The organism is Leucobacter sp. OLIS6 (assembly GCF_002752355.1).
In the GTDB taxonomy this organism is placed as follows: Bacteria; Actinomycetota; Actinomycetes; order Actinomycetales; family Microbacteriaceae; genus Leucobacter.
This window is the reverse complement of sequence record NZ_MRAV01000006.1, coordinates 1-24,000: the sequence shown is the minus strand read 5'-3', so window position 1 is coordinate 24,000 and position 24,000 is coordinate 1. Positions and strand designations below refer to the sequence as shown.

Below are 24,000 nucleotides of genomic sequence, written 5' to 3'. Positions count from 1 at the left end.
CAGCGTCCCGAACCGTCGCAGCGGCCAGAGGACCGACACCCCGCGGACACCGCACGTTCACGCTCGCGACCTAGCGTGACCCCATGCCCGCAGCACCGCCGCCCTCCGCCGCACCCCCCGCGACCCGCACCGCGGTCGTCGCGCTGATCCGCGCGCACGCGGCGACGCTCGGCGCGAGCGAGGGCGCGGTCGCCCGCGTGATCCTGGATCGCCCGCACGAGGTGCCGCAGTGGTCGACGCAGGAGCTCGCGGCGGCGGCGGGCACCTCCACCGCGACCGTGATCCGCACCTGTCAGCGGCTCGGATTCCGCGGGTTCCAGCACCTGCGGCTCGAACTCGCGCGCGAAGCCCCCGGAGCGGGCGACGACGGTTCCGCCGGGGACTCGGTCGACCACCTCTTCGAGAGCGCACGGGCCGTGCTGCACGTCGCCCGGCAGGCGATCGATCGCGCGGCGCTCGCGACCGCGGCCGAACTGCTGGCCTCCGCCGACCGCGTCGTCTGCGCCGCCAACGGGTTCTCGGCGCCACCGCTGCAGGACGCCGCCATGCGGTTCGCCACCGTCGGCCGGCCGGTGGAGGCCCCGCTCGACATCCTCGCCCAGCAGTTCGCCGCGCACAGCCTCACCTCCCGCGACGCCTGCCTCGCGCTCAGCCACTCGGGAGCCAACGCGCACACGCTCGCGACGGTGCGGGCTGCACGCCGACGCGGGGCCCGCGTCATCGCGCTCTCCAGCTACACCAGAACACCGCTGACCGATCTCGCGGACGTGACCCTCTCCACCGGTTCGGTCGGCACCCAGCACACGGTGGATCCCTTCTTCAACCGCCTCGGTCACTCGGTGCTGCTGCAGGCGCTCGTCGCCGAGGTCTCGGAGCGCACCGCCCCCGTCGATGCGCTCGACATGCGCGAGGTCGTCGCGGAGGCGCTCGCGGACGCCGACCTCTGAGCGCGCCCCGCACCCTTCGCCCGCCGCTCACGCCGCGTCCGCCAGTCGTTCACCCCGCCGACACCCGATCTCGGGAAGCTGCTCTGCGTAACCGCATTTCACACCCCGTGTAACGGGCGCAACCGGCAGGAGAAACTCGCAGTGCACGTCATTCCGATCGAGGGCAGCTACAACGCACGAGGGTTCGGCCGGCCCGACCGCCCCTGGCTCGTGCGCTCCGCCGCGCTCGACGGTCTCGCACCCGGCGGCGAGCGCGCGCTGCGCGAGCGAGGCGTCGATCTGGTGCTCGATCTGCGCGAGCCCGGCGAGCGGGCCCAGCCGACCCACGGGATCCGCGTGCGTTCGCTGCCGCTCTACGGGGAGGTTCCGCCCGCGACGGGATCGCTCGAACGGATCTACACAGGACTGCTGACGGAACGCGGCGATCGGGTCGCGGCCGCCGTCTCCGAGATCGCCGAGCATCCGGGCACCGTCGTGGTGCACTGCACGGCGGGCAAGGACCGCACGGGCCTCGTCGTCGCGCTCGCCCGGCTCGCCGCGGGCGAGCCACGGAGCGAGGTCACCGCCGACTATGCACTGTCCGGGGCTTCGGTGCGCCCGGCGCGAGCCGGGATCGCGGCCGCGCAGCTCGACGCGCTCGATCTGACGCCCGCGGTCCGCGCCGAAGCCGAGCGGTTGCATCTCGACAGCCCCGCGGAGGCACTGGAGTACGCCCTCGAACTCGTCGACCGGCTGGGAGGCGTCGACGCCTACCTGATCGACCGCGGAGCGACGCCGGCGCAGCTCGCGGCCCTCGCGGACCGCTCGGCCGACCGCACCTCCGATCGCACGGCGGCGCGCTCGGCCGACCGCACCGCCGCGGTGCTCCCGGAGCCGGTGCAATGAGCCGCGAGACCGGCCGGTTCACGATCCTGCACCTGAGCGATGTGCACGCGACCGAGAGCGGGCTGCTCTACGGCGCGGTCGACGGGATCGCGCGCCTCGAGCGGGTCGGCGACTACGCGCGGGCAACGGGGATCACCCCGGAGGCCGTCGTGATCACCGGCGACCTCGTCGAACGGGGCAATCCCGGGGCGTACGCGGCGGTGGCGGATGCCTGCCGCAGGCTCGGAACCCGCTTGGGCGCCCCGGTGCTCACGGTGCTCGGCAATCACGACGACCCCGTCGCCGCACGCCTGCTGCCCGGGCACGAGTCGGGGCACGTCTCGGCGGAGCGCATCGACGGCATCCGGGTGATCCGACTCGATTCCCACCGCGGCGAGCTCGACGCGGAGCAGCTCGAATGGCTCGCCGCCGAGCTCGCGACCCCCGCCGAGCGGGGCAGCGTCATCGCGCTGCACCACGCGCCGATCGGATCGCCGCTGCCGACGCTGCGGAGCCAGGGGCTCGCGAACGCCGACGCGCTGCTCGCGGTGCTCGAAGGATCGGACGTCCGCGCGATCCTCGCCGGCCATTTCCACCACGGGCTCTCGGCCCAGGTGCGCGGGATCCCGGTCTTCGTCGGGCCGTCCCTCGCCTACCACCAGGTCATGGATGCCGGCCCCGACGCGGTCGCGGGACACGACTCCCCCATGTTCGCACTCGTGCAGCTGTCGGGCGACGGCGTCGTCGCCTCGACGGTCTCGCTGCACGCCCCCCGACCCCTCTTCACCCGCACACTCACCCACGCACGACAGGAAGCGACCCATGTCCCGTAACCGCTCGCTCGGCGTCATCGCCGCATTCGCCCTCTCCGCTCTCACGCTCACCGGCTGCGCCGCCTCCGCGGCGAACTCGACCGGCGGCTCCGATTCCGGCCCGGCCCAGGCGACCGAGGCCTCGACTATCACGCTCTACACCTCGGAACCGCAGGAGAAGATCGACGCGGTCGTGGCCGCGTTCTCCAAGAAGCAGCCCAAGATCACCGTCAAGGTGTTCCGTGCCGGCACCGGCGACCTCACCGCGCGCATCGCCGCGGAGGAGAAGGCCGGCGACATCGGTGCCGACCTGCTGCTCGCCGCGGATGCGGGCACCTTCGAGGGCTACGCGGAGCGCGACCTGCTGCTCGCCTACGAGTCGCCCGAGGCCGCGAAGCTCTCGAAGGATCTCGTCGACCCGGAGCACTTCTACGTCGGCACCCGCATCATCCCGACCGTCATCGCGGTCAACACGAACGTCATCACCGATGCGCCGAAGTCGTGGAAGGATCTCACCGATCCGAAGTACGCCGGCAAGATCGCGATGCCGAACCCCGACGTCTCGGGTGCGGCGGCCTACAACGCGGCCGTGTGGCTGGACGAGAAGTCGCTCGGCACGACCTGGCTCGAGGGCCTGGCGAAGAACAAGCCGTTGATCGCCGACAGCAACGGCCCGGTCTCGCAGGCCGTCGCCGACGGCAGCAGCCCGGTCGGCATCGTGGTCGACTCCCTCGTGCGCGACCTCGCGGCCGCGGGATCCCCGATCAAGGCCGTCTACCCGAGCGAGGGCGTGCCCTTCGTCTCGCAGCCGGTCGGGATCTTCGCCGACACGAAGGAGCCCGAGGCGTCGAAGCTGTTCGTCGACTTCCTCATCAGCAAGGAGGGCCAGGAGATCGCCGCCTCGCAGTCGTACCTGCCCATCCGCGACGACGTCGAGAGCCCGAAGGGCGCGCCCGCGCTCGCCGACATCACCCTGCTCACCCCGAGCCTCGAGACCATCCGCGCCTCGCAGGCCGACGCGGTCAAGACCTTCAATGGCCTCTTCCAGTAGCCCGATCGCGGCGACGTCCGCGCCCCCGACCGCTCCCACCGGAGCGGTCGGGGGCCGCGGCCTCCGCGGTCGAGCCCTCTCGACGGCCCGGTTCGACGGCCTCACCGTGACGCGCGCCGCGCTCTGGTGCGCCGTCGCCGCACTGATCATCGTTCCGATCGCCGCGATCGTCGTACTCGCGGCGACCGGCGGCGGCTGGTCCGCGCTCGCGGACCCGGATGTGCTCGGTGCCGCGACCAACTCCCTCCTCTCCGCCGTCGTGTCCGGCGCGCTCGCCGTGCTCATCGGCGCCGCGCTCGCGCTCCTGCTCGAGCGCACCGATATCCGGTTCCGCGGCGCCCTCCGGCTGCTCGCGCTGAGCCCGATGCTGATGCCGCCGTTCGTCGGCGCCATCGCCTGGCTGAGCCTGCTCGGACCTTCCTCGGCGCTGAACACGTTCTGGGCACGGCACTTCGGCGGCCCCCTCTGGAACCTGTACGGCGGCGACGGCGTGGTGTTCCTGCTGACGCTGCACAGCGCGCCGATCGCGATGCTGATCGTCACCGCGGCGCTGCGCCGGATCCCCGCGGACCTCGAGCAGGCGGCTCGGATCGCGGGGTCCTCGGCCCCTCGCGCGCTGCTGGAGATCACCGCGCCCCTGCTGCGCCCGGCGATGCTGTCGTCGTTCACCCTCATCGCGGTCTCGAACCTGGCCGACTTCGGCATCCCCTCGATCGTCGGACTGCCGGAGCGCTACGTGACCCTCTCCACGCTCGTCTACCGCTACCTGCAGTCGGGCACCGTCGAGGATCCGCTCGCGGTCGTCGCCGCCATCGGCGCGGTGCTGCTGGTGATCGCGCTGCTCGGCGTCGGGGTCGGCACGCTGAGCGGACGCGCCCGGGTCGAGCTCGACGCGCAGGCGGGCGCCCCCGCGCGGCTTCCCCTCGGTGCGGCGCGCACCCCGGTCACGGTCGTCACCGCACTGCTCGTGCTCGCCGTGACCGTGCTGCCGCTCGTCACGCTCACGATCCAGTCGCTGCTGCCCGCGCCCGGAGTCGCGCTCTCGGTCGAGACCGCGACCCTCGCGAACTTCGAGCGGGCACTCTCAGCCTCGGGCACGCTGGCCGGCATCGGCAACTCCGTGATGCTCGCGACGCTGGCGGCGCTGATCTCCGGAATCCTGGGGCTCGGGATCGGCGCGCTCGTCACCCGCACCCGTTCCCGCGGCAACGCACCGTTGCTCGGCATCGCCCTGCTCCCGCAGGCGATCCCCGGCCTCGTGATCGCGGTCGCCTGGCTCGTCATCGCTCCGCGGATCGGCCTGCACAACACGCCCTGGCTGATCCTCTGCGCCTATCTCACCTCGTTCCTCGCGCTCGTGGTGCAGTCGGTGCACGCCCCGCTGTCGGCGACGCCCACCACCGCCGAGGAGGCGGCGCGCATCTCGGGCGCCTCCCGGCTGCGCGCGCTCTGGGACATCTCGTGCCGCATGGCCGTGCCGGCGGCGATCTCGGGGGCGATCCTCGTCGCGCTCACCGCGGTGCGCGAACTCACCCTGTCGGTGCTGCTGCTCTCCCCGGGCTCGCAGACCCTCGGCGTCGTCATCTTCAATCTGCAGCAGGCGGGCGCTTCTGGCGCCTCGTCCGCCCTCTCGCTCATCGTCGCCGTGGTCGGCCTGCTCGGCCTCGGCATCACCGCCCGCTCACACCGTTAGGACCGCACGTGTCTTCCGTCACCCTCGACTCCGTCAGCCTCGCCTACCCGGGCGGCCACCTCGGGCTCGCGGACGTCGATCTCCGCATCGGCGACGGCGAGTTCGTCGCCCTCGTCGGCCCGTCCGGCTCCGGCAAGACCACTCTGCTGCGCACCGTCGCCGGGTTCGTCTCGCCGACCGCCGGTACCGTCAGCATCGGCGACGCCCTGGTCGCATCGCCGACCCGGAGCGTCGAACCGGAACGCCGCGGCCTCGGCATGGTGTTCCAGCAGCACGCGGTCTGGCCCCACTGGAACGTGGGGCGCAACATCGCGTACCCGCTGCAGCGCGCGGGTGTGCCGCGCGCCGAGCGGAGGCAGCGGGTCGCCGAAGCGCTCGAACTGGTCGGGCTGCCGGGCACCGAGCGGCGCGACCCGGCCACGCTCTCCGGCGGACAGCGGCAGCGCGTCGCGATCGCCCGCGCGATCATCGCCCGCCCCCGCGTGCTCCTGCTCGACGAAGCGCTCTCGGCGCTCGACGAGCCGCTGCGCGACCGGCTGCGGCTCGAACTCCGCGCGCTCACCGATTCGCTCGGGCTCACCGTGCTGCACGTGACGCACGACCGCAGCGAGGCGCTGGCGCTCGCGGACCGGGTCGTCGTGCTCGACGGCGGGCGCGTCCAGCAGGTCGGGGCTCCCACGGGCCTCCTGGATCGACCGGCGACGCCGTTCGTCGCGCGCTTCCTCGCCGACGCCGCGATCGTGCGGGGCGTGCTCGCACCGGGACACTTCCGCGCGCACGGGCTGCCGCTCGAGATCCCCCTCGACCGGATCGCGTCCGCAGATCATCGGACGCGTCCGAGGTCCGGCGAGGAAGCGGAACTCGCGATCCAGCCCGAGCACGTTCGGGTGATCCCGGACGCCGCGGGCACCGCGACCGTCGAATCCTCCCTGTTCGGTCGGAGCGGCGATGAGCTCATCGTGCAGTGGTCCGGACGGACGCTCCGCTCGAGGATGCCCGGTGCGCGCTGCTCCGCCGGCACGCGGGTCCGCGTCGAGATCGACCGGGCCGTGCTGTTCGCGCAGGAGCAGGAGCCGGGGGCGGCCACCGCGCCGCCGCAGGAACCGCTCCGCGAGCACCGCGCGAGCACCGCGCCCCGGCAGCCGCTCGGCACTGTCGTATGAAGCGGCCGGACGCTCCGGCCCGCGGAATCGCAGTGGTGCGGCACGGCGAGACCGACTGGAACATCGGACGGCGGATCCAGGGGCGCAGCGAGGTCCCCCTGAACGCGCGTGGGCGGGCGCAAGCCCGGGAGACCGCCGAGATCCTGCGGGAGGCCGGCACCTGGAGCCGGGTCGTCGCGTCACCGCTCGGTCGGGCCGCCGAGACCGGGCGCATCATCGCGGCCGCGCTCGGGCTCCCCGCTCCGAATCGCTCGACGGACCTGATCGAGCGCGACTTCGGGGCGGCGGAGGGCCTCCCCGTGGCCGAGGCTGAGCTGCGCTGGCCCGGACTCGCGATCCCCGACGCCGAGCCCCCGGAAGCGCTCGCCCGCCGGGGAGCCGCCGCCCTCTCACGTCTGCGCGAGCAGGAACCCGGGTCGATCGCGATCGCCCACGGCGCCCTCATGCGCGCGGCGCTCGCGGAGCTGAGCGGAGCGCCGATACCGCGGATCCTGAACGGCGAGGTGTGGCTGATCCTCCCGGTGGGCGGCGGAGCCACGACGATCCGCAGGCTCGGCGCACCCGCAGGGCAGCACGCGCTCTGACCCCGGTCCGCCCGGAGTCCGGGCTCCGGGCTCCGGCGGAATCTCTACTGCGCCGGGTTCGCGGGCGCCTGCGGCGCCAGGGGTTCGATCACCACGGCCGTGCCGTAGGCGCAGAACTCGGTGAAGCTGCCGATCGATCCGGAATCGAAGCGCATGGCGATGACCGCGTTGGCGCCGCGCTGCTGCGCCTCCGACCACATGCGGTTCATGACCTCCCAGCGCGACTCGTAGATGACCTTGGTGTACTCGGGCATCTCGCCGCCGCCGAGCGAGCGGAAGCCCGCGGTGAAGTTCTGACCGAAGTTCGCGGAGCGCACCGTCAGCCCCATCACCTCGCCCAGCACCTGCGTGATGCGGTAGCCGGGTACGTCATTCGTCGTGACTACGAACATGGGATTCCTCTTCTCGTCCGGAAGGCGGGGCTGCGACGCCCCACCTCGGATCCTATGCCGCGCCGCTGCTGAGCGCCCAGGACGCGGCGTCGAACGCGCGCAGGGTCCAGAACAGGCGCTCGGCGTTCTGCGGCGTCGGCCAGCTCGACACCTTGACCCCGACGACCCCGGTCAGCCGGTTCATGTAGATCATCTGCCCGTGGATGCCGAGCGCGAGCATCACGTCGCCGCTCTCGCCCGGGAACCAGAAGCCGTTGCGGTACATGCCGCCGGGCATGAGCGTCGGCTCGGCCGCGTTCGCGAACGCCTCGCGCGAATCGGCACCGCCCGCGAAGGTGTCGTCCACCCACCATTCGGGCAGCACCGCGGCTCCGTCGAGCGCCGCACCGCGGTTCACGAACAGGTTGCCGAAGCGCGCCAGGTCGCGCAGAGCGGCCGAGACGCCGCCGTCGAACATGCCGGATCCCACGCTGTCGACGCCCACGTGCGCGTCGAACTCGGCGCCCATCGGTTGCCAGAGACGCTCGGACATGACATCGGCGGCGGGCTGCCCGGTCGCGCCCTCGATCACGAAGCCGAGCGCGTCGGTCTCGCAGGACTTGTAGTCGAAGGCGCCGCCGTGCGGTCCCTGCTGCCCGAGGGTCGCGAGGAAATCGAGCAGCGTGTCGGGCACCTCGGCGTGCCGCTTGGGCGCCCAGCCGATGGCCTCCTCGAGGAGCCGCACCTCGGCGCCGTCGTTCAGGTACTCCTCCGAGAAGCGCACGCCCGTGCGCATGTCGACGAGGTGCCGCACGAGCGCGCCGTCGTACCCGGACCCTTCGAGCCGGGGGACGTACTCGGTGACCGGACGATCGAGGTCGAGCTCACCGGAAGCGGCGAGCAGTCCCGCGGTCGTCGCGGTCAGCGACTTCGACACCGACATCAGCAGGTGCATGCCGCCCGGGGCGAGGGTGCCGAAGTACTCCTCGCCGACTACGGCCCCGCCGACCGTCATCATCCACCCGTCGGTGTCGGTCATCGCCATCACCTCGGCGAACGAGGCGTGCCGGTCCTCCCAGGGATGCGCGACCGAGAGGGTGCCGAGCTCCGCGGCCCGGGCCCCGAACTCGGTGCTGCGCACCCCGCGTCGGATCTGCCGCACCGGCAGGAACGACTGGATGTTCTGCATCGACCACTGCAGGTACGGGGCGAACTGCCACTGGTCGAGCGGCGGCACCTCGATCCCGGCGTCCGCGGGCGTGCTCATTGCGGCGTCAGCGTCTGCGTCTGCGATCATCAGGCGAGTATCCCACGCTCCCGTCATTTGCCCTTGGCCGGCGCCGGCTTGAGCTCGGGCTCGTCGCCCTCGACCGGCGTCGCGTAGTACATGCCGCGGATCGCATCGATCAGGTACTTGGCGTGGATCGTGAGCCCGCCGTGGTCCGCCTCGAGGTGCGCCTTGGTGACGAGGATCCCGAGGTCGGCGCCCTTCCAGCGGTAGTCGCCCGCGTCGTAGATGCGCAGGTAGAACGCCTCGGCCTCATTGCTCAGCAGGTGCCAGTCGAGGTCGCCGTGCGTGTAGGTGAGACGGCCCGAGTGGTCGAGCACGTAGCGGCCCGTGCGCGGGGCGGCGTTGATCCGCTCCACCGTGCTCGAGGTGTGCTTGATCACCATGTGGCTCCACTCGTCCTCGGACGCGAGGTCCTCCCAGCGGGCGTTGATCTCGTCGACATCGATCTCGAAGTCGATGCCCGCGTACTCGAGCAGGTGGAAGGCGAACAGCGGCACGTCGGCGTAGGCGCCGGCGGTCACGTTGGTGATCGCCGAGGCGCCGCTGACGCGCGGGTTCAGCTCGCCCAGGTAGACGTCGCCCGTGTCGGTGTCGAGCAGCACATCGACCTCGAAGAAGCCGCGGTACCCCTCGGTCCCGAGCCGGTCGCCGAGCTTGCGCACGAGCTGGATCGCCGCGTGGCGGCTGCCGTCGTCGAGCACCGTCGGGAACATCTCGTTGCCCGCCCAGCCTCCGCGGTAGGGTGTCAGCTCGGCGTGCCCCGTGATCTCGGTCATGCAGGGGCCGACGACGGTGCCCTGGCGCGTGATCACGGCCTCGACCGCGATCGGCCTGTTGTTGATCCGCTTCATCACCTTGATCTCGACGCCCGTCACCTCGTCGGCGATCGCGTCGAACTCCTCCTCGTTCGTCACGAAGTAGGTGGTCTTGCCGGAGTCGCCGTAGGCGGTCTGGATCACGAGGTCCCGGCCGAGCCCGGCGGCGTCGACCGCGCGCACCAGCTCGTCCCAGTCGGCGACGGTCGTGAGGATGTTCGGCACGCTCGGCACGCCGACCGAGTCCGCGATCTGCGTCGTCACGATCTTGGAATCGAGCCGCTCGCGCAGCGCGTGCGACGGCAGGATCAGCTCGTAGTCGAGCTCCTCGCAGATCCGCTCGGTGCGCTCGTCGAAGAACACCATGACGATCTTCGGGCGCAGCCCCGGCGGCGTCTGGCGCTCGATGTGCGCCCGCACCTCGTGGTTGCTGAGCAGCCAGTTGTTGATGTCCTCGCCGCTCTCGAACTCGACATAGGGCTTGTCGCCCGGGCTGAACACGCGCGGGTGCGCGCCGTCCCAGCTGTCGTAGTAGGTGATGTACGAGAAGCCGCGCACCCAGCGATCGAGGCCGAGCAGGTTGAAGGCCGTCGCGCCGACGAAGAACACGGGCGACTCGTTCGTCCGGAAGTAGTGGCGGATCTCGGAGATGTTCTTGAGCTTGGTCGATCCGCTGCGGCCGATGGTGACGGGGCCGGTCTTGGGCTCCTTGCGGGGGCGCTTGCGGCGGGCGATCGCAGCGAGGGCGTTCTTGGCGGCCTGGGGCGCCTCGGCAGGCGCCTCGACCGCCGCGGCCGCGGGCTTCGCCGCCTTCGCGGGCTTGGCCGCCTTCGCGGGCTTGGCCGCCTTCGCGGGCTTGGCCGCCTTCGCGGGCTTGGCCGCGGAAGCCCTCGTCGCGGCCTTGTTCGCGGCCGCGGGTTTCGACGCCGTCCTCTTCGCCGCGCTGCTCTTCGGCGCGGCGCTCGAGCCTGTGCTCTTCGCTGCGGTCCGGGGCCGCGAGGCCCGCGGTTTCGCCGCCGGATCGGCGGTCGTCGCCGCTTCGGTCACGGGGGTCTGGAGTTCGGTGTCACGCGCCATTGCGTTGTCCTTCCGTGGAGAGGTGCGAGCATCCTGACACGCAGAATCCCCGTTCTCCAAAACGGCGGAGGGGCGCGCGAGGTACACCGCAGATCCTCCGTCGAGGCGGCGCGCCGCTCGCGGATCCCGCCGCCGGAGGGGCCGGGATCCGCGGATGCTACTGGAGCGCGGAGGTGAGGCGGGCGAGCCCGTCGAGCAGCTGCGCGGGCAGCGGCTGACGCTTCCACTCCTCGGCGGTGAGCTCGCGCGAATTGGCCCGGTAGTAGTCGATGACCTCGTCGAGCTCGCGTACGAAGCTCTCGCCGTGGACGACCATCGAGATCTCCATGTTGAGGCCGAAGGAGCGCTGATCCATGTTCGATGACCCCACCACCGCGACCCCGTCGTCGATCGTGAAGTGCTTCGAGTGCAGGATGTACGGCGGCCGGTACATCCAGATGCGCACGCCGGCGCGCAGCAGCTCGTCGTAGTAGGAGCGCTGCGCGTGGTAGACGACGGCCTGATCGCCGGTCTCCGACACGAAGAGCTCCACTTCGACCCCGCGCGCCGTCGCGGCGCGGAGCGCGTTCATGATCGAGCCGTCGGGCACGAAATAGGGGCTCGTGATGCTGATGCGCCGCTGCGCCGCGTAGAGCAGAGCGACGAAGACCTGCAGGTTGTTCTCGCCCGCGTACCCGGGACCGCTCGGCACGATCTGGCAGTCGAGCGCGCCGGGGCGATCCGACTCGAAGTCGGACTCCGCGAGGTGCGCGAGCAGCTCCCCCGTCTCGAGGTACCAGTCGCCTTGGAACACGGCCTCGAGGCCGAGCACGATGGGGCCCTCGACCCGCACCATGAGGTCCTTCCAGTGCAGGCCGCGCCGCCGGTTCGACGGCTTGTTGTAGCTCGAATCGACGAGGTTCTGCGAGCCCATGAACCCGACCGTGCCGTCGACGACGAGCAGCTTGCGGTGATTGCGCAGGTCGGGGCGCTGGTACTGCCCCTTCAGCGGACGCACCGGCAGCAGGTACGCCCATTCGGCGCCCATGTCGGTGAGGCTGCGCGCCGTGCGCTTCTCCCCGGGATTGCGCTTCGCCGAGATGTGGTCGAGCAGCACGCGCACCTTGACGCCGCGCGCGGCGGCCTCGCGCATCGCCTGGAACACCACGTCGGTCGTCTCGTCATGCACGAGGATGTAGAACTCGACGTGCACGTACTCCTTGGCCTCGCGGATCGCGGCGGCCATGCGCTCGAGCGAGATCCCGTAGTCGATGCAGATCGACGCCGAGTTGCCGCGCAGCATCGGCTGCGCGCCGAGCGAACTGCCGAGGCGTACCGCGCTCTCGATGCCCGGCGGCAGCGAGTCCGGGTCGGCGACGAGCGCCTGCCCTTCGCGCTGCGCCAGCTCGGCCACCATCTGATTGATGGCGTCCTGCTTCTCGACTCGGGCCTTCGGCAGGTGGTTGCTGCCGATCACGAGGAACAGCAGCAGGCCGGGGATCGGCAGGAAGAAGATGGCCATGAGCCACGCCATGCCGGACGTCGGGCGGCGGTTTCGAGGCACTACGAACACCGCGATCACCCGGATCAGGTTGTCGACGATGAAGATGCCGACGGTCCAGATCCACGGCCAGTCCAGGCCCATGATCAGGTTGAACACCCAGTCCGTCCCCTCCGAGCCGGCTGAGGGCTCGGGGCTACCTTATCGGGTGCTGTCGGCGGCCTCGACCGGAGGCAGCCCGAGCTTCGCGCGCTCCTCGTTCTCGATCTCGCGGTAGACGCGTCGCTCGGTGCGGTCGGCGCGCAGGATGAGGCGCAGCACCGAGAAGAAGAAGATGCCGATCAGCACGGTCGGGGTGATCGACCAGAGCGCGTTGACCCACCAGTTCTCCATGCTCACCATCCTACCCCGGAACGAACTGCCGCGCCTGGGAGACGGACGCGAACGGGCGGGGAGCGCAGAACGCTCCCCGCCCGTCGCGGATGACGGCCCTTCGCCGCCGCTCGGGATCAGCCGACCGTGACCCGTTCGCCGACGACCGCGATCGCCTCCGTCGGCTGGCGCAGCCGCCGGCCGAGCAGGTAGCCCGCGACACCGATGAGCACGATGACGCCGAGGGTCGAGAGCGTGAACACCGAGAAGGTGCCCTGGTCGACGCCCCAGATGTCGGTGAAGGGATACTCGACGCCGAACAGGGCTTCGAGCGTTCCCGGGAAGATCGCGACCCAGGTGCCCAGCAGGATCCAGGCGGTGCAGAGCACGCCGAAGCACTTCCAGACCAGGTCGTTGACCGGCACCCGGTAGGGCCGGTGGACGTCGGGGAACTTCTTGCGCAGGCTGATCGCCGCGGGGATCGCGAAGAGGTAGCTCATGAGGAACGTCGAGATGCAGATCGTGAGCACGACCTGGAACAGGGCGCCGGCCTGCCCGTTCACGAAGATCATCGCGGCGAGCATGAACACGGTGCCGACGATGCCCGACATCGTGTTGACGCGGACCGGGGTGCCGAGACCCGGGTGGATCTTGCCGAAGAAACCGCCGAAGAAGGACCCGTCGGCCGCGGCCATCGCCTGCATGCGATCGCTGATGATCATCCACGCGCCGCCCTGCGACATGAGCACGAAGATGAAGACGATCGCCGAGATGGTGAGCATGGTGCCCGCTCCGTCGCCGAAGATCGAGAACACCGTCGCGACCGCCTCGAACAGACCGCTGATGCCCTGGATCTTCTCGACCGGGACGACCAGCAGGATCGCGAGGATCGGCAGCAGATAGCTCGCGGCCGCGATCCCCGCGGAGCGCGCGATCGACACCGGCACATCGCGCCCCGGGTTCTTCATCTCGCCCGCCGCGCTGTTGCCCGACTCGAAGCCGAGGAAGGAGAACAGCAGCAGCGGGGTGAGACCCAGGAACCCGGTGAGCGTCGGGGCGAAGTAAGAGGCGGTGAGCCCCTGGAAGCCGTGCTGCACGCCGTAGATGACGGTGACGACGAGGAAGAATGCGAGGAACGCGACCTTCAGCAGCGCGCCGAGCGTCGGCAGCCACTTGCCGTGCTTCAGGCTGACGATCGCGCTCGCGACGGTGACCCAGATGAAGATGAGCTTGAAGCCGTAGTCCCAGAACGATCCGTGATCGATCGGTGCCACGTACGCCGACCACGTCTCGACCGCGATGAACGCGCTCGTGCCGCCCACCCACACGGGCTGCGTCACCCAGGTGAGCATCGCCGCGATAGCCCCCGCGAACCGCCCGAAGGCCTGGCGCACCCAGGTGTAGACGCCGCCCTCCTCGGTGAACGCGCCGCCGGTCTCGGCGAAGATGAGCGCGTAGGGCACGAGGAACAGCACGGTGAGCACCAGCGTCCACGTGAAGGTCTCGCCGCCGTAGCCGGCCACCTGGCCGAGCACCTCGATCGATACGACGGCGGCGACGACCAGGAAGACGATGTCGAAACGGCCGAGCGTCTTCTGCAGGTGCTTCGATTCCTCGAGCGCCATCTGCGTCGGCGCGGTTTCGGGAGCGGATGTGCTCACGGTGATTCCTTTCCTCATTGAAGGGTTCTGCACCAGCAAACGAGAATCCGGGCGGGAATGCGAACAGTCGTTTCCTATGCAGCCGATCTGCTCAGCAGAACGCCCGCGGCCCGCGCGATCTGCGGGCGCGCAGGCTCGTGCGGGGTGCGCGGGCACGCCGAAGCGCACCGACCGCGATGGCGTGATCGCGGTCGGTGCGCTTCCCCGGTCCGCTAGAGTCCGGCGCGCTCCTTCGCCAGACCGAAGGCGCGATCGAGCAGATCGGCGAGCTCGTCGATGTCGTCGCGGGTCATGACGAGCGGGGGCGAGACCTGCACGAGCGGGTTGCCCTCGGCGTCGATCGCGACGCGGCAGATGAGCCCGACCTCGGCGAGCGCAGGGTTCAGGTGGGCGCCGACGAAGTCGCCCGCGCCGATGACGTCGTCCTCCCACGCCTTCGTCCGCTTGTTCGTGACGAGCTCGAAGCTGCGGTGGAAGCCGTCGCCGCGGAAGTCGCCGACGATCGCGGTGTGCTTCTCGGCGACCGCGGCCAGCCGCTCCTCGAGATAGGGGCTCAGCGCGGCGACGTTCTCGACGACGCCCTCCCGCTCCATGATCTCGAGGTTCTTCAGCGCCGCGGCGCAGGCGACCGGGTGGCCGCCGTAGGTCAGCGCGTGGTTGAACATGCCCACGGGCCCGTCGAGCACTGTCTCGATGATCCGGTCGCTCGCGATGACGCCGCCGAGGGGCACGTACGCCGAGGCGATGCCCTTCGCGAAGACGATCATGTCGGGCTGGAAGTCGTAGTGCTGCGAGCCGAACCACGATCCGAGACGCCCGAAACCGGTGATGACCTCGTCGGCGATCATGAGGATGCCGTACTTATCGCAGAGGGCGCGTACGCCCGCGAAGTACTCGGGCGTCGGCGGCTTGAGGCTGCCGCCGGCGTTCTGCAGCGGCTCCATGATGATCGCGGCGATCGTCTCGGGGCCCTCCTGCACGATGAGCGACTCGAGCTCGCCGAGCAGGAACGCGGTGGTCTGCTCGGGGGTCTCGCCCTCGGGCCGGCGGTACGTCTTGGTGTTGTGGGTGTGGCGGACGCCCGACATCAGCGGCTCGAACATGGCGCGCACGTTCGTCATGCCGTTCAGCGACATCGCACCGAAGCTGGTGCCGTGGTAGGCCACGCGGCGGGCGATGAACTTGGTGCGGGTGCCCTGACCGATGGTCTGCTGGTACTGCCGCGCGAGCTTGATCGCGGCCTCGTTCGACTCGCCGCCGCCCGACGCGAAGAACACGCGGTTCAGGTCGCCGGGGGCGAGCTGCGCGATCTTCTGGGCGAGCAGCGCGGCCGGCGGATGCGTGACGCTCCAGGTGGTCTGGTACGGCAGCGCCGCGAGCTGCTCGCGGACCGCGTCGCCGACCTCGGCGCCGTGGGTGTAGCCGAGCTGCACGCAGAAAAGTCCTGCGAGGCCGTCGAAGAAGCGTCGGCCGCTCTCGTCGAACACCGAGCAGTGCTCGCCCCGCACGAAGACGGGGAGGTCGTCCTCGCGGTACTTGGAGGCCGGGGTGAAGTTCATCACCAGGTGGCGCTTCGCGATCTCGGCGAGGCCGCTGGGCGTATCCGTCGCGGCGTCCTCGAACGACACCGTCTCCTGCTGCAGGGTCATGATTCTTGAGAGTCCTCTCAGTCGGCTCTGACTGGGCGTGAAACCGCCTCTGCTGCCATCGTGGCACCGCCCCCAGCATCGGCAAAATAGCGAAATCGGCTCGCCTGCATCGCTGGATCAGATGCAGGGTCGCGTGCGGGAGCGCTGCAGCTCCGCCGTCACGCCAGCGGGCCGCACGCCGCCGGTCGAGCGAGCGGAGCGAGTCGAAAACCGCGGCACTCGGGTTTCGACTCGCTCCGCTCGCTCAACCAGCTGGAAGGCTCACCCCCACTGCATCCAGGTGGTCTTGTAGTCCGTGTAGTTCTCGAGGGCGTGCACCGAGAGATCGCGCCCGAAGCCGGACTGCTTGAACCCGCCGAACGGCGTCGTGAAACCGAGCGCGTCGACGGTGTTCACCGAGACCGTTCCGGCGACCAGGCGCGACGAGACGCGGTGCGCCCGCGCGAGCGATCCCGTCCAGAGCGAGGCAGCCAGACCGTAGGGCGTCCCGTTCGCGAGCGCGACCGCCTCGTCCTCCGTGTCGAACGGGGTGACGACGGCGACCGGGCCGAAGATCTCGCGCGTGTGCACCTCGTGGTCGATCGGCACCCCGGTCACGATCGTCGGCTCGATGAAGGCGCGGGATCCGTTGATCTCGGGGCGGGCGCCGCCCGCGACGATCCGGCCGTCGCGGCGCGCGTTCTCGATGGTCGCCCAGACGCTGTCGGCGTGCGCCTCGGAGACGAGCGAGCCGATGCCCGAGGCGGGGTCGAGCGGGTCGCCCGGCGCGTAGGCCTGCGCGGCCTCGGCGTAGAGCCGCAGGAAGTCCTCGTACACGGCGCGCTCGACGAAGATGCGCGAGTTGGCCGAGCAGACCTCGCCCTGGTTGTAGAAACTGCCGAACGCGGCCTTCTCGGCCGCGAGGCGCAGGTCGTCGCAATCGGCGAAGATCAGGTTCGAGCTCTTGCCGCCAGCCTCGAGCGCGAGCCGTTTCATGTTCGACTGACCGGCGTACTGCTGCAGCTGCTTCGCCACCTCGGTCGAGCCGGTGAACGCGAGCATGTCGACGTCCTCGTGCAGCGCGAGCGCCTTGCCGACCACGGATCCGCGGCCGGGCACGACGTTGAGGATCCCGGCGGGGATCCCCGCCTCGATCGCGAGCTCGGCGAGCAGCAGCGCGGAGTGCGACGCCTCCACCGGCGGCTTCACCACGACGGCGTTGCCCGCGGCGAGCGCTGGTGCGAGCTTCCAAGTGGCGATCTCGAGGGGGTAGTTCCAGGCGACGATCACGGCGACGACACCGAGCGCCTCGCGGGTCACGAGCGCGGTGGATCCGGGCGGCGTGACGGGGATCAGGTCCTCGGTCTTCTCGATCGCTTCGGCGTAGAAGCGGTAGAGCGCCGCGGAACCGGGCGCGTCTATGGTCGACGATTCGCGCACGGGCTTGCCCATGTCGAGCGAGTCGTAGAGCGCGAACTCGTCGGCCCGGGCCTCGATGAGGCGTGCGAACTCGAGCAGGCGCTCGCGGCGGAACCCGGCGCCGGCGCGCGACCAGGATCCCGATTCGTAGGCGGCGCGGGCCGCGGCGACCGCCGCGTCGACCTCCTCCTGCCCGCAGTCGTGGATCTGCGAGATGACCTCGCCCGTCGCCGGGTTGGTCTTCTCGATGGTCCGGCCCGAGGCGGCGGCGCGGCGGGCGCCGCCGATCACGGGGCGGCCGTCGAAGTCGAGGGCCGCGGCCGCGGCCTTCCATTCGGCGTGGGTGCGGGTCATGACTGGTCTCCTTCGGAGGTGGTGCGTGCGGTGCGGATGTCGGGGATCGTGACGGTCGCGGTCTCGAGGTCCTGCGCCTTGAGCAGGGGGATGCCGCAGGTCTCGGGCAGGCTGAGCACGGTGACGAGGCCGACGAGGCCCACGCCGACGAGGAAGAAGCCGGGGACGAGCTCGTTGCCGGTCGTCTCGATGAGCCAGGTCAGCAGGTAGGGCGCGGTGCCCGCGAACAGCGCGGCCGTGACGGCGTAGGCGATCGAGAGGCCGGTCTGCCGGGTGCGGGTCGGGAAGAGTTCGACGACGGTGACGGCGTGGGTGCCGAGCACGATCGCGAGGATCAGGGCGAGGCCGAGCGTCGAGGCGAAGGTCGCCCAGGGCGCCGGGTTGTTCATCAGCATGAACAGCGGGACCGAGAGCACCGTGAGCGCGATCGCGGCGGTGAGCAGCACGGGCTTGCGACCGACGCGGTCCGACAGGATCCCCGCCAGCGGGACGACGACGAGGCCGAGGGCGGAGGCGAGCGTCGACAGGAGCGCGGCGCGGCCGGCGTCGATCCCGACGGTGACCTCCTGGTAGGTGAGCAGGTACACGAGCACGACGTAGAACGTGACGTTCATGAAGATCTCCATGCCGCAGGTCTGGACGAACTCCTTGAGGTTGCGCTGGAACACCTCCTTGACCGGGGCGTGCGAGACGGTCTCGAGCTCCTGCAACTGCTGGAACTCGGGGGTGTCCTCGATCCGACGCCGGATGTAGAGGCCGATGAACCCGAGCGGCACTGTGATGAGGAACGGGATGCGCCAAGCCCAGTCGGCGATCTGCTGGGCGTCGAACGCGAGGTTCAGCAGGAACACCGCGAAGGAGGCGAGCAGGAAGCCGAGGAGGCTGCCGAATTCGAGCCAGCTGACGCCGAAGCCGCGGCGCTTGGCCGGCGAGAACTCGCCGAGGAAGGCAGCGGCGCTGCCGAACTCGCCGCCTGCGGCGAGGCCCTGCACGATGCGCGTCGCGATGAGGAGGATCGGTGCGGCGATACCGATGGCGGAGTATCCCGGCAGGAGCCCGAGCACGAGGGTGGAGAGCGCCATCGCGAGGATGACGATCGAGAGGGTCTGCTTGCGACCGAGCCGGTCCCCCAGCCGCCCGAAGATGATCGCCCCCAGCGGGCGCACGAGGAAGGAGACCGCGAAGACGGCGAAGGTCGCGAGCAGACCGGCGGTGGCGTTCTCCTCTGGGAAGAACACGGAGGCGATGGTGCCGGCGAGGTAGGCGTAGACCGCCCAGTCGAACCAGTGCACCAGGACGCCGATCGCTCCGGCGGCGACGCTCTTGCGCAGGCTCTTCTGGTCGACGAGATCGCTGAGCTCTCGGACGGGTTCGGAGGTCGACATTGACGATTCCTTTGCTGCTGGTCGGGTGGGCGCGAGCATCGGTACTCGCGGGGCGCCCGGCTCGGACGCCGGGAGGTTTCGTGCGTCCGCCCCTCCTACGACGCGCCGCCGCGTGCGAGTGCGACGTCGAGGGCGGTCCAGGCGAGCGCGGTGGCGCCGTCCCGCAGAGCCTGCTCGGCGAGCGGGCCGACGCAGGCCTCGGCGAACGCGGGCTGGTGGTTGCTGGCGGTGCCGCCGACGCCAATGTAGGGGTGGATCGCGTTCACGATCTGCGACACGTTGCCCATGTCGGTCGAGGCGCGGTTCATGGTCGCGGCCTCGGGATCGACGTCGAAGTCGCGCCCCAGGCGGATCGCGTTCGCCCGGTAGTACTCCTGCGCCTCGACGTCGGTGCGCATCTCGGCGTAGCGCTCGCTCTCGGGCGCGACGGTCAGCTCGGCGCCCGTCGCGAGCGCTCCCGCCTCGAAGCAGCGCAGCACCCGGGCCTCGGTCTCGAGCAGCTGCCCCATGGTCTCGGCGCGCACGTACCAGCGTCCCTCGGTGCGCTCGGGGATCGCGTTCGGCGCCTCGCCGCCGCGGGTCTGCACGCCGTGCACCCGCACGCCCGCGGGCAGCTGCTGCCGCAGCAGGGCGATGGCGGTCTGCGCGACGATGAACGCATCGTTCGCGTTGACGCCCCGTTCCGGGTAGGCGGCGGCGTGCGCGGCGCGTCCGTCGTAGCGGACGTGCCAGTGGGCGACCGCGAAGGGCCGCGCCTCGGCGACGTCGACGGGTGCGGGGTGGGCCATGAGCGCGAGGTCGAGCTCTCGGAACGCCCCGCGGTCGAGCAGCACGATCTTGCCGCCGCCGCCCTCCTCGGCCGGGGTGCCGATCACCTCGACGGTGAGCCCCGCGTCATCGGCGACTGCGGCGAGCGCGAGCGCTCCGCCTGCCGACATGGCCGAGATGAGGTTGTGGCCGCAAGCGTGGCCGAGCCCGGGCAGCGCGTCGTACTCGGCGAGGAAACCGACGGTGAACGGCCCGGATCCGATGGTCGCCCGGAACGCGGTGTCGAGCCCGAGGTAGGGCTGTTCGATCACGAAGCCGTGCTCGGCGAGTACCACGGCGACCGCGGCCGAGGAGCGCTGCTCCTGCCAGCCGAGCTCGGGGTCGTCGTGCAGGCGGTTCGACAGGGCGACCAGCTCGGGATCGAGCTCGGCGCGGCGCGCCTCGATCCGCCGCTTCAGGGATTCGGCGTCGATGGTCATGGTCCGCTCCGTCGCTATTCGTCGCCGGGCACGCCGTAGGAGGGCGCGGCGGTGGGATTCAACCCACGGCTGACATAGTCGTCGCGCTGAGGCAGCCACTCGTCGAGCGCGCGGCCGAGCTGCTCGACCGGGTCGTCGGCCCAGTCGACGCGGAGGTCGGTGACCCGCCAGCCGGCGTTCCCCACGACGGCGATCCCGGCCGAGTGCACCGGCCCGGCCTCGCCGCCCGCCTCGACGGCTGCGCGCAAGGCGGCGAGCAGGCGCTCCTCGATCCGGCCGGGCGCGGTCAGCGCCGTCTCGACGAGCGCGTCGAGCACGTCGAGGCTCGCGAGCATGTTGCCTCCGGCGACCGCGTTCTCGCGGCTCGCAGCACCGAACACGCCGAGCGCCTTGCCACCCGAGAACACGGCGGGAGCGCCCTGGGCGTCCAGCACGAGGAGCTGGCGGAAGTCGATGGTGGCGGGATCCGCCGCGGCCACGACGGCGTCGACCGCGTCCTGAGCGGATCGGCCTGTGCGCAGCTGCTCGATGAGCGCGGGTCCGAGCCGCGGGTCGGTGACGTTCTGCGAGTGGGCGCCGCCCACGCCGTCGGCGAGGTTGACGCATCGCGCGGCGACCGCGGGCGACGACGACGAGATCGCGGAGCCGAACTCACCGGTCTCCGGATCCCTGAGGATGAGCGAGAAGGTCATGCGCGGCTCGTCCCGCTGATCACGGCGGTCGCGTCGATCTCGACGAGCCACTCGGGGCGCGCGAGGGCCTGCACGACGATGCCGGTCGAGACCGGGTAGACGCCCTTCAGGTACTTCCCCATGGTGCGGTAGACGTCCTCGCGGTAGCGGGGATCGATGATGTAGACGGTGACCTTGACGATGTCTGCGAGGCTGCTGCCGGCTTCGCCGAGCAGCATCTCGATGTTCTGCATGGCGCGCTCGGTCTGGGCGACGACGTCGCCGATCCCGACCGACTCGCGGGTCTCGAGGTCCTGGCCGATCTGACCGCGCAGGTAGACGACGCCGTTCGCGACGACGGCCTGGCACAGATCGTTGTCGAGGTTCTGCTCGGGGTAGGTCTCTTTGGTGTTGAACTTCCGCAGTCGCAGGTGCGTCTCCGTCACGATGCCTCCTCGTCGAGCCTTGCGCACGCCATTCACGTCGCAGCACTATTGTTGGGAGGCCACACTCCATCTGTAAAATAGCCAAAAGATAGAGGCTCGATCGCTCCAGCAGATCGAACCGAAGGAGCTCCGATGACGCAGCGCTTCTCCATCACACTCACGCAGCTGAGCTACTTCGTCGAGTGCGCGAAGACGCTCAACATGACGGCGGCCAGCCAGCAGCTGCACGTCGCCCAGTCGGCCGTGTCCACCGCGATCTCGCACCTCGAGCGCGCGCTCGGCACGGCGCTGTTCATCCGGCAGCACTCCAAGGGCCTGATCCTCACCCCGGCCGGTGAGACGCTGCTGCGCGACTCGCACCAGCTCTTCGGGCTCCTCACCGACACGATCGACTCGATCCGCGCGGAGCAGCACGAGGTGCGCGGCAGCATCACCATCGCGTGCTTCAACACTTTCGCACCCTTCCTGCTCCCCCACCTGCTCGGGCGCCTGCAGGATCGCCACCCCGACCTCGACGTGCAGGTGATCGAGGGCGATGACGACGAAGTGCTGGGCGCGCTTCGCGGCGGACGGGCGGAGCTCGCGATCGCCTACCAGTTCTCCGACTCCGAGGGACTCGACCGCACCGTCATCGGCGAGTTCCAGCCGCACGTGCTCGTGAGCGCGGAGCACCGGCTCGCGGACCGCGGGAGCATCGCCCTCGCCGAGCTCGCGGAGGATCCGTTCGTGCTGCTCGATCTGCCCAGCAGCCGCGACTACTTCCTGGGACTGCTGCGCCAGGCCGGCATCACCCCGGTGCTGAAGTACCGGACCGCGAGCTACGAGACCGTGCGCTCGATGGTCGCCACCGGGCTGGGCTACTCGATCCTCAACCAGCGACCGCGCACGAACGAGACGTACTCGGGCGAGCGCCTCGTCGTGCTCGAGATCAGCGATCCGCTGCCCGGCCTGAGCGTCGCGGTCGCCTCGCTCGCGCAGATGCAGCGCTCGACCCGCGCCCGCGCCGTCGAGGCTACCGCGCGGGAGATACTGGCCGAGACCGCGCACTGAACAGCTCGCTGCGCTCTCGGGCTCGTGCGTTCCCACGAGCTCGCGATCTCGATGCGCTGCGGTGATCGTGATCCGCTTCTGCATCACCTGGGGCGATCCAGGGGACCGCGAATGACTATTGGCGCTCTCCGCACCCGCTGAGGTTTGCTGGGGGAATCCGAGGCCGGCGCACCGTCGCGACCGGCCGGATCCCGAATCGCACCCAGCAGAGTGGAGAACGAAGATGTCGAGCCAGGAGGTCGAGGTCACTGAAGTCCTCGTCGTCGGAGCCGGGCAGGCCGGGATCGCCGCGAGCGAGCACCTGAGCGCCGCGGGCATCCCCCACATCGTGCTCGAACGGAGCCGCATCGCGGAGCGCTGGCGCAGCGAGCGCTGGGACTCGCTCGTCGCCAACGGCCCCGCCTGGCACGACCGTTTCCCCGGCCTCGAGTTCGACGACGTCGACCCCGACGCCTTCGCCCCCAAGGAGCGCGTCGCCCGATACTTCGAGCAGTACGTCGAGAAGTTCGCCCTGCCGATCCGCACCGGTGTCGAGGTGCTCGGCGTGCGCCGCGATCCCGCGCACGGCGGCTTCATCGCCGACACCAGCGCCGGACCGATCCGCGCCGCGTACGTGATCGCGGCGACCGGCGCCTTCCAGGTGCCCGCAGTGCCCGCCGTGGTGCCCGAGTCGGCCGGCGTCGAGCAGATCCACTCGAGCGCGTACCGCAACCCCGAGCGACTGCCCGCCGGCGCCGTACTCGTGGTCGGCGCCGGATCCTCCGGCGTGCAGATCGCCGACGAACTGCGGGCATCCGGCCGCGAGGTCTTCCTCGCCGTCGGCGCGCACGACCGCCCGCCGCAGCGCTACCGCGGCCGGAGCTTCGTCTGGTGGCTCGGCACGCTCGGCCTCTGGGAGAAGTCCACGCCGGCCGCCGGCGCCGAGCACACCACCATCGCCGTGAGCGGCGCGCACGGCGGGCGCACCATCGACTTCCGCGACCTCGCCGCGGACGGCATCACCCTCGTCGGCCGGGCCGAGTCCTACGCCGACGGCGTGATCTCGTTCGGCCCCGACCTCGAGCGGGACGTGCGCGCGGGCGACGCGAACTACCTCTCGGTGCTCGACCAGGCCGACGCGTACATCGCCCGCACCGGGATCGACCTGCCCGAGGAGCCCGAGGCGCGGGAGCTCGGCCCCCTGCCCGAATCCGTCGTGCACCCGATCCGCTCACTGGATCTCGCCGAGGCGGGCGTCGGCTCGATCGTGTGGGCGACCGGATTCCGCGTCGACTACCGCTGGCTGCCCGAGGGCGCCGCTGACGAGCGCGGGCTGCCCCGGCACGAGCGCGGCGTCTCGGCCGAGCCCGGCATCTACTTCCTCGGCCTGCCCTGGCAGTCGCGCCGCGGATCCAGCTTCATCTGGGGCGTGTGGCACGACGCCAAGTACGTCGCCGAGCAGATCGAGATCCAGCGCAGCTACCTGCGCTACACGGGGAACGGGCGCCCGGCCACGGCCACGGCTCCGGCCGACGCGCGCCCGGAGCTCGCGACCGCGTAGGGCATGGGCATGGGGGGGGGCGCCGGGGCGTTGCGCGGGCGCAGGCACGTAGCGCGCGTAGTGCGGGCCCGCCCAGACC

General features: G+C 70.8%; 21 protein-coding genes. 9 read left to right on the top strand and 12 right to left on the bottom strand.

The window, feature by feature from the left end; all coding sequences use genetic code 11:
• Positions 1–83: 83 nt before the first annotated feature.
• The 7 genes from BMH31_RS03220 (at position 84) to BMH31_RS03190 (ending at position 7,114) form a co-directional block, all read left to right on the top strand.
• Complete coding sequence (locus BMH31_RS03220; protein ID WP_099722888.1) at positions 84–947, top strand: MurR/RpiR family transcriptional regulator; 864 nt, start codon at positions 84–86, stop codon at positions 945–947.
• A 141-nt stretch (positions 948–1,088) separates the two neighbouring features.
• Positions 1,089–1,832 carry a tyrosine-protein phosphatase gene (locus BMH31_RS03215; protein WP_099722889.1) on the top strand — a complete coding sequence of 248 codons (744 nt, stop codon included), beginning with the start codon at positions 1,089–1,091 and terminating at the stop codon, positions 1,830–1,832.
• Positions 1,829–2,644: a metallophosphoesterase gene (locus tag BMH31_RS03210; RefSeq protein WP_099722890.1), complete on the top strand. Its 816-nt coding sequence runs from the start codon at positions 1,829–1,831 to the stop codon at positions 2,642–2,644. The genes BMH31_RS03215 and BMH31_RS03210 overlap by 4 nt, the downstream gene beginning before the upstream one ends.
• Positions 2,634–3,674 (top strand): ABC transporter substrate-binding protein, encoded by a 1,041-nt coding sequence (locus tag BMH31_RS03205; protein WP_099722891.1) that lies wholly within the window; start codon positions 2,634–2,636, stop codon positions 3,672–3,674. The genes BMH31_RS03210 and BMH31_RS03205 overlap by 11 nt, the downstream gene beginning before the upstream one ends.
• On the top strand, positions 3,658–5,367 hold the full coding sequence (locus BMH31_RS03200) for an iron ABC transporter permease (RefSeq protein ID WP_099722892.1): 1,710 nt from the start codon (positions 3,658–3,660) through the stop codon (positions 5,365–5,367). The genes BMH31_RS03205 and BMH31_RS03200 overlap by 17 nt, the downstream gene beginning before the upstream one ends.
• An 8-nt stretch (positions 5,368–5,375) precedes the next feature.
• A complete protein-coding gene (locus tag BMH31_RS03195) occupies positions 5,376–6,530 on the top strand; it encodes an ABC transporter ATP-binding protein (protein WP_099722893.1) in 1,155 nt (384 codons plus the stop codon).
• The gene (locus BMH31_RS03190) at positions 6,527–7,114 is read left to right on the top strand and encodes a histidine phosphatase family protein (RefSeq protein ID WP_099722894.1); all 588 of its coding nucleotides are present in this window, start codon (positions 6,527–6,529) and stop codon (positions 7,112–7,114) included. Before BMH31_RS03195 ends, BMH31_RS03190 begins: the two co-directional genes overlap by 4 nt.
• A 44-nt stretch (positions 7,115–7,158) precedes the next feature.
• Here the strand turns inward: BMH31_RS03190 and BMH31_RS03185 are convergent, their stop codons facing one another.
• The 12 genes from BMH31_RS03185 to BMH31_RS03130 form a co-directional block, all read right to left on the bottom strand.
• The gene (locus BMH31_RS03185; RefSeq protein ID WP_099722895.1) at positions 7,159–7,506 is read right to left on the bottom strand and encodes a YbjQ family protein; all 348 of its coding nucleotides are present in this window, start codon (positions 7,504–7,506) and stop codon (positions 7,159–7,161) included.
• A gap of 52 nt (positions 7,507–7,558) precedes the next feature.
• Complete coding sequence (locus tag BMH31_RS03180; RefSeq protein ID WP_241898108.1) at positions 7,559–8,782, bottom strand: serine hydrolase; 1,224 nt, start codon at positions 8,780–8,782, stop codon at positions 7,559–7,561.
• Between the two features lie 23 nt (positions 8,783–8,805).
• A complete protein-coding gene (locus BMH31_RS03175; RefSeq protein ID WP_099722896.1) occupies positions 8,806–10,668 on the bottom strand; it encodes a biotin carboxylase in 1,863 nt (620 codons plus the stop codon).
• Between the two features lie 157 nt (positions 10,669–10,825).
• A complete protein-coding gene (cls, locus tag BMH31_RS03170) occupies positions 10,826–12,292 on the bottom strand; it encodes a cardiolipin synthase (protein WP_099722907.1) in 1,467 nt (488 codons plus the stop codon).
• A 57-nt stretch (positions 12,293–12,349) separates the two neighbouring features.
• Positions 12,350–12,541, bottom strand: coding sequence for a hypothetical protein (locus tag BMH31_RS03165; RefSeq protein ID WP_099722897.1), 192 nt, complete (start codon positions 12,539–12,541; stop codon positions 12,350–12,352).
• A gap of 116 nt (positions 12,542–12,657) precedes the next feature.
• Positions 12,658–14,181, bottom strand: coding sequence for an APC family permease (locus tag BMH31_RS03160; protein WP_241898107.1), 1,524 nt, complete (start codon positions 14,179–14,181; stop codon positions 12,658–12,660).
• Between the two features lie 212 nt (positions 14,182–14,393).
• Complete coding sequence (locus BMH31_RS03155; protein WP_099722899.1) at positions 14,394–15,830, bottom strand: aspartate aminotransferase family protein; 1,437 nt, start codon at positions 15,828–15,830, stop codon at positions 14,394–14,396.
• Between the two features lie 261 nt (positions 15,831–16,091).
• Positions 16,092–17,582 (bottom strand): aldehyde dehydrogenase family protein, encoded by a 1,491-nt coding sequence (locus BMH31_RS03150; protein WP_099722900.1) that lies wholly within the window; start codon positions 17,580–17,582, stop codon positions 16,092–16,094.
• Positions 17,579–18,967 (bottom strand): MFS transporter, encoded by a 1,389-nt coding sequence (locus tag BMH31_RS03145; protein WP_099722901.1) that lies wholly within the window; start codon positions 18,965–18,967, stop codon positions 17,579–17,581. Before BMH31_RS03145 ends, BMH31_RS03150 begins: the two co-directional genes overlap by 4 nt.
• Positions 18,968–19,062: 95 nt before the next feature.
• Complete coding sequence (locus BMH31_RS03140) at positions 19,063–20,214, bottom strand: M20 family metallopeptidase (RefSeq protein ID WP_099722902.1); 1,152 nt, start codon at positions 20,212–20,214, stop codon at positions 19,063–19,065.
• A 14-nt stretch (positions 20,215–20,228) separates the two neighbouring features.
• Positions 20,229–20,906 carry a DUF1028 domain-containing protein gene (locus BMH31_RS03135; RefSeq protein WP_099722903.1) on the bottom strand — a complete coding sequence of 226 codons (678 nt, stop codon included), beginning with the start codon at positions 20,904–20,906 and terminating at the stop codon, positions 20,229–20,231.
• Positions 20,903–21,334, bottom strand: a complete 432-nt coding sequence (locus BMH31_RS03130; RefSeq protein ID WP_099722908.1) for a RidA family protein — start codon at positions 21,332–21,334, stop codon at positions 20,903–20,905. The genes BMH31_RS03135 and BMH31_RS03130 overlap by 4 nt, the downstream gene beginning before the upstream one ends.
• Positions 21,335–21,463: 129 nt before the next feature.
• Here BMH31_RS03130 and BMH31_RS03125 point away from each other — a divergent pair, with 129 nt between their 5' ends.
• Together BMH31_RS03125 and BMH31_RS03120 are read left to right on the top strand one after the other, a co-directional pair.
• Positions 21,464–22,381, top strand: coding sequence for a LysR family transcriptional regulator (locus BMH31_RS03125; RefSeq protein ID WP_099722904.1), 918 nt, complete (start codon positions 21,464–21,466; stop codon positions 22,379–22,381).
• A 223-nt stretch (positions 22,382–22,604) separates the two neighbouring features.
• Positions 22,605–23,921 carry an NAD(P)/FAD-dependent oxidoreductase gene (locus BMH31_RS03120; RefSeq protein WP_099722905.1) on the top strand — a complete coding sequence of 439 codons (1,317 nt, stop codon included), beginning with the start codon at positions 22,605–22,607 and terminating at the stop codon, positions 23,919–23,921.
• Positions 23,922–24,000: the final 79 nt, after the last annotated feature.

Bases quoted from the DNA above. Each gene is read 5' to 3' on its own strand.
- BMH31_RS03135 (WP_099722903.1), bottom strand. From the start codon at position 20,906: ATGACCTTCTCGCTCATCCTCAGGGATCCGGAGACCGGTGAGTTCGGC.
- BMH31_RS03200 (WP_099722892.1), top strand. From the start codon at position 3,658: ATGGCCTCTTCCAGTAGCCCGATCGCGGCGACGTCCGCGCCCCCGACC.
- BMH31_RS03165 (WP_099722897.1), bottom strand. From the start codon at position 12,541: ATGGAGAACTGGTGGGTCAACGCGCTCTGGTCGATCACCCCGACCGTG.
- BMH31_RS03210 (WP_099722890.1), top strand. From the start codon at position 1,829: ATGAGCCGCGAGACCGGCCGGTTCACGATCCTGCACCTGAGCGATGTG.
- BMH31_RS03125 (WP_099722904.1), top strand. From the start codon at position 21,464: ATGACGCAGCGCTTCTCCATCACACTCACGCAGCTGAGCTACTTCGTC.
- BMH31_RS03140 (WP_099722902.1), bottom strand. From the start codon at position 20,214: ATGACCATCGACGCCGAATCCCTGAAGCGGCGGATCGAGGCGCGCCGC.
- BMH31_RS03220 (WP_099722888.1), top strand. From the start codon at position 84: ATGCCCGCAGCACCGCCGCCCTCCGCCGCACCCCCCGCGACCCGCACC.
- BMH31_RS03155 (WP_099722899.1), bottom strand. From the start codon at position 15,830: ATGACCCTGCAGCAGGAGACGGTGTCGTTCGAGGACGCCGCGACGGAT.
- BMH31_RS03145 (WP_099722901.1), bottom strand. From the start codon at position 18,967: ATGTCGACCTCCGAACCCGTCCGAGAGCTCAGCGATCTCGTCGACCAG.
- BMH31_RS03185 (WP_099722895.1), bottom strand. From the start codon at position 7,506: ATGTTCGTAGTCACGACGAATGACGTACCCGGCTACCGCATCACGCAG.
- BMH31_RS03150 (WP_099722900.1), bottom strand. From the start codon at position 17,582: ATGACCCGCACCCACGCCGAATGGAAGGCCGCGGCCGCGGCCCTCGAC.
- BMH31_RS03180 (WP_241898108.1), bottom strand. From the start codon at position 8,782: ATGATCGCAGACGCAGACGCTGACGCCGCAATGAGCACGCCCGCGGAC.
- BMH31_RS03205 (WP_099722891.1), top strand. From the start codon at position 2,634: ATGTCCCGTAACCGCTCGCTCGGCGTCATCGCCGCATTCGCCCTCTCC.
- cls (WP_099722907.1), bottom strand. From the start codon at position 12,292: ATGGGCCTGGACTGGCCGTGGATCTGGACCGTCGGCATCTTCATCGTC.
- BMH31_RS03190 (WP_099722894.1), top strand. From the start codon at position 6,527: ATGAAGCGGCCGGACGCTCCGGCCCGCGGAATCGCAGTGGTGCGGCAC.
- BMH31_RS03175 (WP_099722896.1), bottom strand. From the start codon at position 10,668: ATGGCGCGTGACACCGAACTCCAGACCCCCGTGACCGAAGCGGCGACG.
- BMH31_RS03120 (WP_099722905.1), top strand. From the start codon at position 22,605: ATGTCGAGCCAGGAGGTCGAGGTCACTGAAGTCCTCGTCGTCGGAGCC.